The sequence below is a fragment of the Streptomyces sp. McG3 genome, assembly GCF_018619185.1.
Lineage (GTDB): Bacteria > Actinomycetota > Actinomycetes > Streptomycetales > Streptomycetaceae > Streptomyces.
This window is the reverse complement of sequence record NZ_JAAXYC010000031.1, coordinates 1-11354: the sequence shown is the minus strand read 5'-3', so window position 1 is coordinate 11354 and position 11354 is coordinate 1. Positions and strand designations below refer to the sequence as shown.

General features: G+C 69.6%; 15 protein-coding genes. 10 read left to right on the top strand and 5 right to left on the bottom strand.

All coding sequences use genetic code 11. The annotated features are described in order from the left end of the window. Positions 1–5 precede the first annotated feature (5 nt). From HET64_RS07955 to HET64_RS07945, 3 genes are all read left to right on the top strand, one after another. Positions 6–848: a helix-turn-helix domain-containing protein gene (locus tag HET64_RS07955; protein ID WP_215103348.1), complete on the top strand. Its 843-nt coding sequence runs from the start codon at positions 6–8 to the stop codon at positions 846–848. Positions 849–972: 124 nt separating this feature from the next. Further along, positions 973–1917, top strand: a complete 945-nt coding sequence (locus HET64_RS07950; protein ID WP_215103347.1) for a DUF317 domain-containing protein — start codon at positions 973–975, stop codon at positions 1915–1917. Positions 1918–1976: 59 nt separating this feature from the next. Continuing rightward, positions 1977–2468, top strand: coding sequence for a hypothetical protein (locus HET64_RS07945; protein WP_215103346.1), 492 nt, complete (start codon positions 1977–1979; stop codon positions 2466–2468). A 4-nt stretch (positions 2469–2472) separates the two neighbouring features. Here the strand turns inward: HET64_RS07945 and HET64_RS07940 are convergent, their stop codons facing one another. Further along, the gene (locus tag HET64_RS07940) at positions 2473–2763 is read right to left on the bottom strand and encodes a hypothetical protein (RefSeq protein ID WP_215103345.1); all 291 of its coding nucleotides are present in this window, start codon (positions 2761–2763) and stop codon (positions 2473–2475) included. 215 nt (positions 2764–2978) lie between these two features. Here HET64_RS07940 and HET64_RS07935 point away from each other — a divergent pair, with 215 nt between their 5' ends. The 5 genes from HET64_RS07935 (at position 2979) to HET64_RS07915 (ending at position 5102) form a co-directional block, all read left to right on the top strand. Further along, positions 2979–3326 carry a DUF317 domain-containing protein gene (locus HET64_RS07935; RefSeq protein WP_215103344.1) on the top strand — a complete coding sequence of 116 codons (348 nt, stop codon included), beginning with the start codon at positions 2979–2981 and terminating at the stop codon, positions 3324–3326. A 111-nt stretch (positions 3327–3437) separates the two neighbouring features. Further along, the gene (locus tag HET64_RS07930) at positions 3438–3782 is read left to right on the top strand and encodes a winged helix-turn-helix domain-containing protein (protein ID WP_308369901.1); all 345 of its coding nucleotides are present in this window, start codon (positions 3438–3440) and stop codon (positions 3780–3782) included. Positions 3783–3914: 132 nt separating this feature from the next. Beyond that, positions 3915–4154 carry a hypothetical protein gene (locus HET64_RS07925; RefSeq protein ID WP_215103342.1) on the top strand — a complete coding sequence of 80 codons (240 nt, stop codon included), beginning with the start codon at positions 3915–3917 and terminating at the stop codon, positions 4152–4154. A 32-nt stretch (positions 4155–4186) separates the two neighbouring features. Beyond that, positions 4187–4399, top strand: coding sequence for a hypothetical protein (locus tag HET64_RS07920; protein ID WP_215103341.1), 213 nt, complete (start codon positions 4187–4189; stop codon positions 4397–4399). 307 nt (positions 4400–4706) lie between these two features. Next, entirely contained in the window at positions 4707–5102 is a 396-nt protein-coding gene (locus tag HET64_RS07915; protein WP_215103340.1) for a hypothetical protein, read from the top strand. Positions 5103–5701: 599 nt separating this feature from the next. On the opposite strand, the gene HET64_RS07910 is transcribed toward HET64_RS07915, so the two are convergent. From HET64_RS07910 to HET64_RS07900, 3 genes are read right to left on the bottom strand one after another with little or no spacing between them, the layout of a single operon-like run. Beyond that, positions 5702–6721, bottom strand: coding sequence for an ATP-binding protein (locus HET64_RS07910; RefSeq protein WP_215103339.1), 1020 nt, complete (start codon positions 6719–6721; stop codon positions 5702–5704). Further along, positions 6718–8784: a Mu transposase C-terminal domain-containing protein gene (locus HET64_RS07905; RefSeq protein WP_215103338.1), complete on the bottom strand. Its 2067-nt coding sequence runs from the start codon at positions 8782–8784 to the stop codon at positions 6718–6720. The genes HET64_RS07910 and HET64_RS07905 overlap by 4 nt, the downstream gene beginning before the upstream one ends. Next, positions 8781–9542 carry a TnsA-like heteromeric transposase endonuclease subunit gene (locus HET64_RS07900; RefSeq protein WP_308369899.1) on the bottom strand — a complete coding sequence of 254 codons (762 nt, stop codon included), beginning with the start codon at positions 9540–9542 and terminating at the stop codon, positions 8781–8783. Before HET64_RS07900 ends, HET64_RS07905 begins: the two co-directional genes overlap by 4 nt. 151 nt (positions 9543–9693) lie before the next feature. Between HET64_RS07900 and HET64_RS07895 the strand changes: the two genes are divergently transcribed. Together HET64_RS07895 and HET64_RS07890 are read left to right on the top strand one after the other, a co-directional pair. After that, positions 9694–9912 (top strand): esterase, encoded by a 219-nt coding sequence (locus HET64_RS07895; protein WP_308369898.1) that lies wholly within the window; start codon positions 9694–9696, stop codon positions 9910–9912. A 243-nt stretch (positions 9913–10155) separates the two neighbouring features. Beyond that, entirely contained in the window at positions 10156–10479 is a 324-nt protein-coding gene (locus HET64_RS07890; RefSeq protein WP_215103336.1) for a hypothetical protein, read from the top strand. Between the two features lie 324 nt (positions 10480–10803). On the opposite strand, the gene HET64_RS07885 is transcribed toward HET64_RS07890, so the two are convergent. After that, positions 10804–11208: a hypothetical protein gene (locus tag HET64_RS07885; RefSeq protein WP_215103335.1), complete on the bottom strand. Its 405-nt coding sequence runs from the start codon at positions 11206–11208 to the stop codon at positions 10804–10806. Between the last annotated feature and the right edge of the window lie 146 nt (positions 11209–11354).

Sequence of the window (11354 nt, the reverse complement as noted above, 5' to 3'; positions counted from 1 at the left end):
CGCCCATGTCCACCCGGATGAAGCGCCCCGCCTTCCCCATCGGCGCGGTCGATGCTCAACGCGTCGAGGACGCGCTCTCCCTCTTGTGGCCGAAGTGGACCGCCTGGTCGGCGATGACCCTGGCCCAAGAGAACCATCCCATGCGCATCCGCGACGTCGCCGCCCAGCTTCCCTTCGTCAGCGAGCAGCTCATCGGCAAGCGTCTGGCCACGATGCGCGCTGACGGGCTGGTCACTCGGGACGACGACCGTCGCGGTGCTCCGTACCGGCTGAGCACGCTCGGCAAGTCACTGGCTCCCGTATTCCACACCCTTTCGGACTGGTCCCATGCCTACCTCCCGCTCGGCCAGATGGCCGGTGCCGAACGCGTCGAAGACGCACTACGCCGTCTACATCATCGGCACTCGACCGCCGTGATTCAGCTCCTCGACGCGGGCGGCCCGATGCGATACGCCCACATCGCCGAGGAGGCTGGCCTGAGCAACAGCCTGAGCGGGCAGCAGCTCTCCCGGCTTCAGGCTGCGGGCTTGATCACCCGAACAGGCCCGCGCCACGGCGACCCTTACACGCTGACCGATGCCGGTCAGGCGCTGGGAGCCGTCTACGCGACCGTCGAGCACTGGAGCGAACCCGTCACCATGTTCAAGACCTCGCCGAGCCCAGTCCGCGTCGCAGCGGCCACGCGGACCCATACGAATGTCCCGCTGACGGGGGACGGTGCCCGGACCGCAGCGGCCCTACGTCGAAGTGCCGCCGCACCGAACGACCTCTTCAGCCACGCGCCACAGCCGCAACTGCGGGTGTCGGCGGCTGTCACCGCCCGATCGGCCCCAGGCCGGGGGCGGTAATCCGGGTGCTGGTGCTGAGAGCCAGTGCCGTCTCACCGCTGCCACCGCGTCCGCGTGCGCCCCAGCACTTCACCCTGCTGGCTACGCGGGTGCGTTCCCCTCCTACGTGCCCGGAGTCTCGACCATGAGCGTCCAGCAGCCCAACGACAACTATCTGTACCAGAAGGTACTGGTCAGCCCGATGTACCTGGCCGGTTCCAACGGGGCCGGAGACGCCGGCTTCGCCCCTGTCGCTCACTGGCCGCACCACTACCTCGATGACGGTCCCTGCCAGCTCCTCGTCACGTCGCCCGACCAGAGGATCCGTATCGGCTGGTTCGGCGACGACTTCGAGCTGTGGAAGATCGCCGCATCCGAGGAAGCCGTCTCCTCACCCCGCTGGACAGCGACCTTCAACCATGTCACCCCGGCCGAGATCGTCGCCGGGCTGACCACCGCTCTCGCTCACGACTACGCCGAAGCCGATGCGTACGAGGGCAACGGGCGCTATCTGGCGAGCCCGTCATACCGCTGGGCCGACGCCGTCCAGCCGCTGACCGATGCCGACTGGACCCGCCACGGCGGGGCCGAACTCGGCACCGCCGAGATCATCGCCCCGGACGGACAAGCAGGCGTCCTCATCGACAACCGTCTCTCCCGTCATGATGACGAAGCCGTCACCCTCTGGTCGGGTCCACCCGGTTGGGGCACCCGTGCGGAGGCCATCTTCTCGGCCCGTACGCCCACCCACTTGATCGCCGCGACGGCAGCCGTCATGGCCGATCGAGCCCCGGTGGTACGCGAGCGCCACCAGATCCACCGTGAGGTGGCACACCTGGTCTCACTCACCCCCGTCACCCCGAGCACGCCCCAGGTTCCCCGGGCTCCCACTCCCCTCGACGTACGCCGCACTGCTGTCACGCAGGCCGTCCAACGCGCCGCGCGATTCCCCCGGACGGCCGCCGACCTCCGGGTCATGGCCGCCCGAAGCCGCACGTCGGCTTCGGCCCTGAACCCGTCCGGGAGTCCCGCGCCTGCTCTCGCGGCCAGGCCGTCGGCCAGCGCGTCGACCCCGCGCCGCAGCCGCTGACCCCTGCTCCTCTTCCGGAGCACCGCCTCCACCCCCCTTCGACTACCTGGAGTTCCGCCATGCCCGACGCCACCGCACTCGACCAGGCCACAGCCATGATCGAGGAAGCCTGGGGCCGTCCGATCGAAGCTCTGGAGTCGATCGCGGTCCGCCGCCCGACCGACGGCCCTCTCCTACGCTCGGTCATGCACATCCGCTCGGCCCTCCTGGTCACCGCCGACAGCTCCGTGGCCGTGCACCAGGAGCGCCTGCACGCCCTCACCCGGCCGGGCCGCGCACCGGCCTTCTACGACCTGCGACGCATCACCAGCTCCGCAGCCGACCTTCGCGTCGCCCAACCCGAAAGCCTTACGGCCCTTCAGGCGATCAGCCCTGTGGTCCAGGCGCGTGAAGCCGCCGCGACGGCGGACCGGGCCCCAGCAACCCGGTTGGCGCAGGCCGCTGTTGCCCGCTCCGGGCGCGATCAACACGTCCTCGGCCAGATACCGGACCAGCCCGCTCCTCCGGCCGTCGTCGGGCCGCCGGCGCCTGGCCCGGGGCCAGGTCGCTGATCGATCAATCGTGGTCCTCGTCGCGGTGGGCGGGATCTCTCTGGTCCACCGTGCGCATCCAGATGCCGGAGCCCACCGCGCGGGCCAGCTCCTCCACCGTCAACTCGACGCGATGTCCGTCAGCGCTGCGGTCCAGGACCACCTCGCCGTCGTCCCACCGCGCCTCCGTCTGGACGCCGACAGCCCACTGGCCGTCGGCGACCATCGCGATGTCGCCCACCGTCCACGGTCGCCCGGCGGCGCAGACCTTGTGCTCCAGCCCGGTCCCGACCTCGTGCCTGCTCGGCTTCGCCATCCCTGCTCCCCCTTCGACCCCGTGCGGCCCTTTGCCGCAACCCCAGTACGACAACTCCCTTCGCCGTTCCATTCCCGGCGCACGGCCCTGATGGCGTCGGCCAGTTCGCCCACGGCAGACGCCGCTTCCTGGGAATCGACTACGTACTCCGCCACATCCCATGTCAACGTACGGGTGTTGGGAAAACCGCAGGTCAACGAAGGGATCGTTCAACCGTGACCACCTCCACCACCCTCCTGCCCGCCGTCGTCCGGCCGGCCCAGGAAGACCGCTGCTGGCTCTCCTCCGACCACTGCGCCGGTCCTGTTCTCGGCCTCCTCAACAGCCTCGGCTGGGCCGTCGTCGACACCCCGGAGGCCAACGTCCACGCAACCAGCCCGGACGGTCACGTCTACGTCGGCTGGCTCCCCGAAGACCCCGCCGCCTGGAAGCGCGACATCGTCTGGCGCGTCTTGGTGCTGCCCGCCGACGGCGCTCCGTGGGTTCAGGAGTTCGGCATCCACACCCCCTCCGAAGCCGTCGCCGGATTCCTCGCCGCCCTCGTCGCCCACTCCTCGCACTGACCGCCGAACGACCAGAGCGAGCCGACAACGACCCGCCCACCCCGGCAGACCCGCCGATCCTCTTCTTCCTGACCGAAAGGCGTTGAAATGACGTTCTACTCCGATGACCTCGTGAGAATCGCGAACCACATCGTCGGCTCCGGCACCGCCGTCTTCGCGGCGTACGACGCCATCGCGGGCTCCGGCATGGCCTCGCGCGGTATCCCTCAGGTCTGCTGCGGGGTGTTGCTGGTGTACACCGCCGGGATCTTCCAGGACTACCTCCGCCGACGCGACACCCGTGTCGTCGCCTGCCTGTCCGCGAACCCCAACGCACCCCTCTCCAAGATCAGTTCCGCTACTGGGCTGAACCACGATCGCGTCGCCAGCTCGCTTCAGCGCCTGATCACCGACGGCCTGGTCATAGCGGAGACCGGACCCTCCGCTCCGGCCCGGCTCTACCGGCTGGCCCACTGACTCCTCCGTCACCGGGCCGCCCGTCGCGCCGTGGCACGCCAGCGGCGGCGCGACGCCTTCGCATGACGGCGTGCTCCCCACACCTGTCGCTCCGGATGCCCGTCTACACCTCCCACGAGGAGCCGCCTCACCATGACCTTCCGCGCCCCGCTCACCAACCATCACGCCGACGGCACTCCCTGCCCGGCGGACCACAAGCACACCAGCTCCGGCAAGCCGCTCCACACCGACTGCCCCGGCCGCGCGTACACCCGCGCCGTCTGCTCCTGCGGCTGGAAGAAGGAGGAATCCGGCAAGGGCTACGTCAACGAGTGCCGCAAGCGGCACCTCGCCAGCCACGCCGAGGGGCAGAACGCCCCCTCGGCATCCTGACCCCTCATCCCGTACCGCTCTCGGAGGTCCTCTTGCCCCACTACCTGACCGTCGGACACCTGCTCCGCCAGCTCCAAGACCTGGACCCCGGCCTGCCGATCCGCCTCGCCATCAACCCCGACTTCCCTTTCGCCCACTACCTGGGAGCCGAGATCGTCGTCCGGGACGGCAAAGCGTTCATCGCCGACGACGGACAGGAGGACTACCTCCCGCCCTCCGTCAGCGATGCCCTGGCCTGGGCCTGACCGTCACACGAACCACCTCGGAGGCTCATATCCCGCCGCGATCCCGCTCACCGCAGCCCCTTCCGCTGCACCGCTTTGCCGTACGCCCGATGCCAGACGACGTGCGCGGTGCGCTCGTCCAACGCGTCTCCGGCCTGCCCGACGGGCCTGACCTCTGACAAGTGATCTTGACCGATTGCCAGGAGAGTCTGATCGCCTGTTCAGCGCAACACCGGACACAACGCCGCCACAGGATGAGCCTCGCGTTACCCGGTCCTCTTCATCTCGTTGAGCCGAGGAAAGCCAACACCTGACCCCGGAGGCCGCCGTGCTCGCCCGAATCACCGTGAAGAAGACCCACCGGGTGCCGGTACTGGCGGGAGCGGGTGCTGCGCTGTTGCTCGCCGGGTTTGTCGCAGGCATCGCCACGACAGCGCAGGCGGACTCTCCGGTCTGCGGCCAGACCTCAGCCAACATCGTCGGCGCCTACTACGGCGAGCGGGCCCTCGTCGAATTGAAGGCAGACGGTACCGGCGAGTTCGCGGCGAACGTCGAGGACGAAGCCACGCCGCTCACGTGGCGCATCGACGACTCGGCGGTAGTGGTCCGGTATGACAACTCCGACTACGTCCTGATCCCCGGGTGCGCGGGCAAGAAGGTCAGGCCCGAGACGCTGATCGGTGGCTCGGGCCAGTACATGTGGGTACTGCACCGCAACGCCTGAGTCAGGTGGCTCGACCGGGCGGTTTCGACTGCTCGCGGTTCAGGAGGCTTCGTCTTCCACTGCGAAGGGGTTCTCGTAGAGGTCGAGTTCGGCTTGCTTCGTGCGGCGTGCTCTCTCCCGGCAGCGTGGCGAGCATGTGTCGTGCTCGCGCCGCTTGGTCGTGGATCTGACGAATCGCGTTCCGCAGGCAATGCAGGAGAGAGTTTCGCGCTGGCCAGGAATGATGCCGCGGCTTGAGGGAGCGCTGTTCACGAGGTCGCTTCTTCGTCGGCAGCGGACGGAACACCACCAGGGCGGCGGCCCGGGGGTGCTGTTCCGGGGCGCCCTGCCGCAGTACTCACAGACCAACTGGACCGGTGAGGGCGGCGGCGTCCTCTCCAGGACTTCCTGGAGTTCGAGGCGGTCCTGTCCGGCCGCGGCGGCGAGTCGTGACCAGCTGAGAGTGCCGCGTTCGGTGGGCGGCTTGCTGAGGCAGGCGCTCAGGTAGGCCGGCTTGAGGTAGTTCGCCTCGGCGAGACGGCTAATGAAGGACTCGGGCCCCTCGCAAGGACGGGGAAAGACCTGGATGGGAAGCTCCACGACTGGCCGTTCCAGGCCGTTCACCGGGTTGTTCTCCTGGGCTGGGGAGCCTGGGTGCTGGCGGTGACGTCCAGGGGAATGGCGTCGAGTTCCGCTTGGGTGATCTTCTCGGTGCCGGTGAGGATGGCGTCGATCGCGGCTCCGCGGATCTGGTGGGAGAGGGCGCCGATCATGCCGCCGGTGCGGTCGTGGAGATAGCGGTCCAGGCCGACGAGGGTGCCCGGCTTGTGGCGGTGCAGCAGCAGGGTGTCCTCCATCGTCTTGACCAGGCCCTTCCACTCGTCGTTGTAGGGGAAGGGGTGGGTCGGGATGAGGGTGAAGCGGCCGGCGATCTGTGCGCCGCGGGTGCCCGAGAGGATCGAGCTGTGCTCGATGTCGATCCCGGCGTAGATGAACGTCGCGGGGATGCGCTCGGAGAAGTACTTGAGGGTGTCGGAGACCTCGGCTCCCTGGCGGGTGGTCAGGGAGATGTTGTGGACCTCGTCGACGATCACGAGGCCGGTGCGGGCGGTGGTGCAGACGCCGACGACGGCCTCGATGATGTCGGTGGTGTTGAGCCGGCGGTGGACCGGCAGGCCCAAAAAGCGCGCGAACTCGGCGGCGATCATCCGGGCCGTCGCCGCCGGGGGAACAGTGATGTAGAGGACGGGGATCCGGCCGTGGGCGTCGGGGTGGACGTGACGGTCGTTGAGCTCGTGGGCCAGGCCGAGCTGGGTGAGCGCGATGGTCTTCCCGGTGCCGGCCGGGCCGGAGACGATAAGGCCCCGGCGGGCGCTGATCGCGTGCCGGTTGAGCATGACCAGGCGGCGGCCCGTGGTGACGGTGTGGCGGACCGTGGAGGTGGCCACGACCATCAGGCGGGCGTGATGGTCGATGCGCAGGTCGTCCAGCTTCAGGCGGGTTTCCCTGGGAAGCTTCGCGTACGACTTCGGCGACGGTGCCGGTATGTGGGGTGGCTTCGGGCCGCCGGCCACGAACCGGCGCCAGCCGTCCTTCGTAGTCAGGTGCTGCCCGGCGTCGTCGGTGTCCGGCAGCGTCATCGTCGTCTCCAGGGATCTTCGAGCGGGTCGAACAGGCCGAGCGGGATCACGTCGGCGAGCTTCTCCTCGGCCTTCGCCGGCTCGGGTGCGGGGGCAGGCTCGTCAGCGGTCTGAGCGGACAGCGGGGTCGACGGCCCCGCCGCCCTGGTCCGGGCGGCGACCCTGCGGTCGCGCCTGGTCGCCTTGGGCTTCGGTTCGCCCGCCGGTCCGGCGTGAGCCCGGGTGAGCAAGGAGGCGACGGCGTCGGCGATCTCCGCCTCGGTGGAGCCGGGCATCTGGTGACTGACGTGGTCCCAGGCCAGATCGCCGAATGGCACCGGTGCCCGGTGCAGCTGCTTCCAGGTCGCCTGGATCCACGGCCGCCCTTCGCCGCGGTGGTCGCGTACCCAGATCTGGGAGACGTCGTAGGGGTCACGGTGGACCTCCCACAGCCCGCGCTTGGCGCGGATCCCGGAGTCCTGGCGCCTGATCGGGGTCAGGCCGGGGCTGTCGTAGATCCGGTTCTTGACCCGGATCCCGTAGTCGTTGACCGCCCGCCAGTCCGAGGGCAGCAACTCGACGTAGTCCTCGCCGGTGAGCGCGACGGGAACGTAGCCGCAGGCCTCGACCAGCGCCGCGTACCTCTGGTTCGGGGTGAACAGCCGGCCCGGGTGGGCAGGGTCGCGCAAGCCGTCGTGCGGCCGGTTCTGCCAGTGGGCGATGATCCACTCGTCCAGGAGCTCCTGCAGTTCCAGCAGCGACCAGATCCGCTCGCGCTCCGGGTGGCGGCCGCGGTGGTCCGCGCTGCGGCCGGTGTAGCCGGGCAGGAACTGGACGAACAGCGTCGCCACCGAGCCCAGCATCGACTCGATGTGGCCCTTCTCGAAGCCGGAGCCCTTGTGCGCGGGCTGGAAGTCGATCTCCAGGAACCGGCAGGACGACTTGAAGTTCCGGGAGATGAACGCCTTCCCGTGGTCGCAGACGATCATCTCCGGGACGATCACCGGGCGGGCCGCGGCGTGCTCCAGGCGCTCGTCCAGGCTCAGCAGCCGGCGGTGCGGCAGCACCGAACGGGACATCCTCAGCACGTCCGCCCAGCCGGGACGCATCAGCTCCGGGGTGACCGTCCGGGCCAGCAGCACGCTCGCGTCGACCGCCTTCGTGGTGGGCCGCAGCACCGCCGCGGTCAGTGTCCGCGTGGCCACGTCGATCATGGCCGTGAGCTCGACCCGGCCCGGGACGCCGTCGTCCAGCAGGACCATCACGTCCAGCGGGGTCGAGTCGATCTGCATGACCTCGCCCGGGGCGAACGCCGGGAGCTCGCCGAACGGGGCCTTCGCCCCATGGGCCTTGGAGCGGCGGGTGCTCGCCGCGCTGAAGGTGTGGGTGCCGTCGGTCAGCTTCGCCAGCAGCCGGTAGAGGGTGCGCTCCGAGGGCACCTCAAGATCCTGGGTCCCAGGGGTCTCGCGCAGGATCTCTCCGGTCCGCCAGAGGAGGAACGATCCCGTCCTGGTGGAGGCGTCGACGGCTTCGCTGATGGCCGTGCGCATCGCCGCCACTACCCGCTCGTCCACCGAGCCGAACGCGGGCCGCTTCGCGGCCTGGCGGTGGTCGACCAGGCCCAGCACGCCCTCGACCTGGTAGCGGCGCCGCAGGTTGGCGACCGCGCTGGCCGACACCTTGTCGCCGGCCGCCGTCAGCTCAGCGGCCTTGGCCCGCTGGCGGGCCGTCAGCGAGCGGTCCGGACCATATTCCAGCCGCGGCGTGGTGTCCGGACCGGCCTCCGGAGGCCGCCCGTGCAGCACCTCGAGGATGTGCCCCTCCCACCACAGCGCCTTCTCGACCGCCTTGGCCGGGAACGTCTCCAGCCGTGACGAGGCCGGAAGCGGCATCCGGACCGGGATATCGATGACGGCGAAGTCCGCCTCGCCCGTCAGGTCCTCCACCGCCATGACGCGCTGGCCGGCCTCCGTGTCCGTCAGCGTCACCGTCCTCGCCGTGACGCCTACGACGGCGCGGACCTGCCCGGCGAAGCGCACCCAGGCGCCGACCTGGATTCCGACCGGCCGCTGCAGCCCGCTCATCGTTCTCCCCTCGTCGTCACGACGAGGCTGTCGGATGACAGCAGCCCGCCCTCAAGATCGGCACGCAGCACGCCGGACCACAGCAGGTGGAACAGGACCGGCAGCACCAGCAGCGGGTCGCCGACCCCCACCGCCCCGGGCCTCAGCGGGACCGGCTCCTCGAACACCCGCAGCAGCCGCTCGGCGACGTCCGCTCGCGCGCAGCGGCGCCGGCGGTAGCGCGACAGCCACCGCACGTTCGCCATCAGCACCGGATCCGGCTCGCCGACACGGACGAACTCCCAGCCCACCGCCTGACAGGCCCGCTCGGTCTCCTCGAACGACTCGGCGGCCGCCCGGTCGATCCGGTCGCCGGCCCGCACGTCCACGACCCGGCCCCGGCCGTTTCCCAGCCGCACGAAGAAGTCGGGCGCGTGCCGACGCCGCCGCTTCCCGTCGTGCCAGTGCAGCCAGAACGGCTGCGACGCGATCCCGACCACGTCGGGATCGCGGTCCAGCAGGATCAGCCGATCCCGCTCCAGCCACGACTCGTAGCCCACGTGGGCGCCCATCGTGGCCGAGTAGTACAGACCGGCGAAACTCTCCCCGCCCTTGGCCCAGCGGAACTCCCGGACCGGATCGGCCCTCTCGAACCGACGGTTCCAGCCCTGGCCCAACGGCAGCCGACGGCACTGCCCGGACTCGACGAAGCCCAGCTCAAAGGCCGACAAGACGGCATCGCCGTACGCCAGCGCGGCAACAGCCACGGTCTCCCCCACACAGACGAGACCTCACTGGTCAAGATCAAGTGGCAGAAACCTACTGGTCATCAAGATCACTTGGCAAACGAACAAGGTCGTCTGTCAGAGGTCAGGGCCGCTCGACATCTCCTGGCTCGCCGCCGATACCCCGAGACTCCCTCAGGGCCGCGTGCGCCTGCACTGGGAGCCCGCCTCCCACACAGGTTGGGACGTCACCGCCCACCTGGGCCTGGCCACCACCGAGGTGCACCTCGCTTCCTGGCCCGCCGCCCCGGACGACTGGCCGCACCTGGTCCGCCCCACCCTCCACGAGGTGCTCGGCCTCTGCGCCGCCCTCTCGGTCGCGACCGCCGCCCTCGACCTCTCGCACCGCCTCGCCCACATCTGACCGAACCGCAGAAGGCCGCCCCACGCCGATCAGGCAGGGGCGGCCTTGCCGTACGCCCAGCCACCTGATGCGTACTCTCGTCCTGACCGACATGGAGGATCCGATGTCCGACGAAAAGCGGCTCTGGGGATATCGAGGAGGCGCTGCCCACCGGGGCATCAGCGTCCGCACCGCCCGGAACCGGAACAGCCTGGGCAGCCTGTCTCCCTCTGGCTCAACACCGCCTCCCGCGCGAGGAACCTCATGACCAGGCTGTTCATAGGCTCGGCACTGCTCAGCGCTGCCGGGGCGGTCACCGCCATCGTCGCCGCTGTCCAGGACAACTACGCCGTCTGCAGCGTCGCTCTGTTCGCCGTAGCGTCCGGTGGCATCGGTGCCTACGTCGTCAGCCGGTACCAGGATGCCGCGAACGACCGCGCCGTCCTCCACCGACTACGAGCGTCTCCCCACCAGCCCGTCGACGTTCTCGCGAGCGAACTGGGGCTTCGCCCTGCTGCAGTTCGGCTCAGCATCTACCGCTTGACCAATTCCGGCGAGCTTCGCTCGAACGCCGGTTCCTCTGAATAGGGCAGGTTGGGCCTCTAGGCTCAGGGCATGACCGCCTCACCCATGCCATCGCCACCCTTCCCCTCACCGGACAGCGCCGTGCTCCGACTCGTCGTCGGCAACGCCATCGCGTCGGTCAGAAGCGGTGAAGCCTCGGTGGAGGAGGCGATCCTGCACGCCGCTGTCCATGGATGGTACGAGGGCCACACTCAGGGCGAGGACGAGTGCCCTGGCTGCAGCTTCCGGGGCCAGCTACCGAGAGACGGAATCGACAACTGACCAGTTATGACGAGAAGGGGCGACACCAATCGGTGTCGCCCCTTCTCGTTCTGCGCTCGCGCTCGCCTAGTCGAGGTACGTGCTGGCGAAAACCCCGTCGAACCCCAAGGCGGCCAGGCCCTGCTCGACGCTGGGGTAGATCGTTCCGTCCGGGATCGCGATCAGGGCGTCGAAGTCGGCGCGGCTGATCTCGGGTTCGAGCCACTGGTTGCTGCAGCGGCAGCAGACCCAGACGTTGCGCCCGTGGTTGATGAGCAGCCAGTCGCGCCGGGCGCGGCAGGCAGTGCACGTCACCGGGATCCCGCGAAGGGCGAGTTCGCGAGGGTGGCTGAGGCAGCGCGTCGCGCCGGGGCCGCTGGGCGGCTGCGTCTCGTATGCGAGTTGCAGCAGGGGATCGGTGCCGGCGGGGAGGACCGGCTGCGCGGGTGTCGACTCCGCGGGGCGGTCGGTGGTTCTGAGCACGAGCGTCATCTCCCGGTCGAGGTCCTTCTGTTTCCATCCATAACAGCCGGTGGAACCGGTTGTCCAGGGACTTCTCGGAGTCCGGCGGGCCGGTGACCCGCGCGCCGGATCTCCGTCAGCGGCGTGGTGGGTGGTTTCGTGGGGCGGGGCCGGCG

Bases quoted from the DNA above. Each gene is read 5' to 3' on its own strand.
- HET64_RS07940 (WP_215103345.1), bottom strand. From the start codon at position 2,763: ATGGCGAAGCCGAGCAGGCACGAGGTCGGGACCGGGCTGGAGCACAAG.
- HET64_RS07890 (WP_215103336.1), top strand. From the start codon at position 10,156: ATGACCAGGCTGTTCATAGGCTCGGCACTGCTCAGCGCTGCCGGGGCG.
- HET64_RS07910 (WP_215103339.1), bottom strand. From the start codon at position 6,721: ATGACGCTGCCGGACACCGACGACGCCGGGCAGCACCTGACTACGAAG.
- HET64_RS07925 (WP_215103342.1), top strand. From the start codon at position 3,915: ATGACCTTCCGCGCCCCGCTCACCAACCATCACGCCGACGGCACTCCC.
- HET64_RS07905 (WP_215103338.1), bottom strand. From the start codon at position 8,784: ATGAGCGGGCTGCAGCGGCCGGTCGGAATCCAGGTCGGCGCCTGGGTG.
- HET64_RS07885 (WP_215103335.1), bottom strand. From the start codon at position 11,208: ATGACGCTCGTGCTCAGAACCACCGACCGCCCCGCGGAGTCGACACCC.
- HET64_RS07955 (WP_215103348.1), top strand. From the start codon at position 6: ATGTCCACCCGGATGAAGCGCCCCGCCTTCCCCATCGGCGCGGTCGAT.
- HET64_RS07945 (WP_215103346.1), top strand. From the start codon at position 1,977: ATGCCCGACGCCACCGCACTCGACCAGGCCACAGCCATGATCGAGGAA.
- HET64_RS07950 (WP_215103347.1), top strand. From the start codon at position 973: ATGAGCGTCCAGCAGCCCAACGACAACTATCTGTACCAGAAGGTACTG.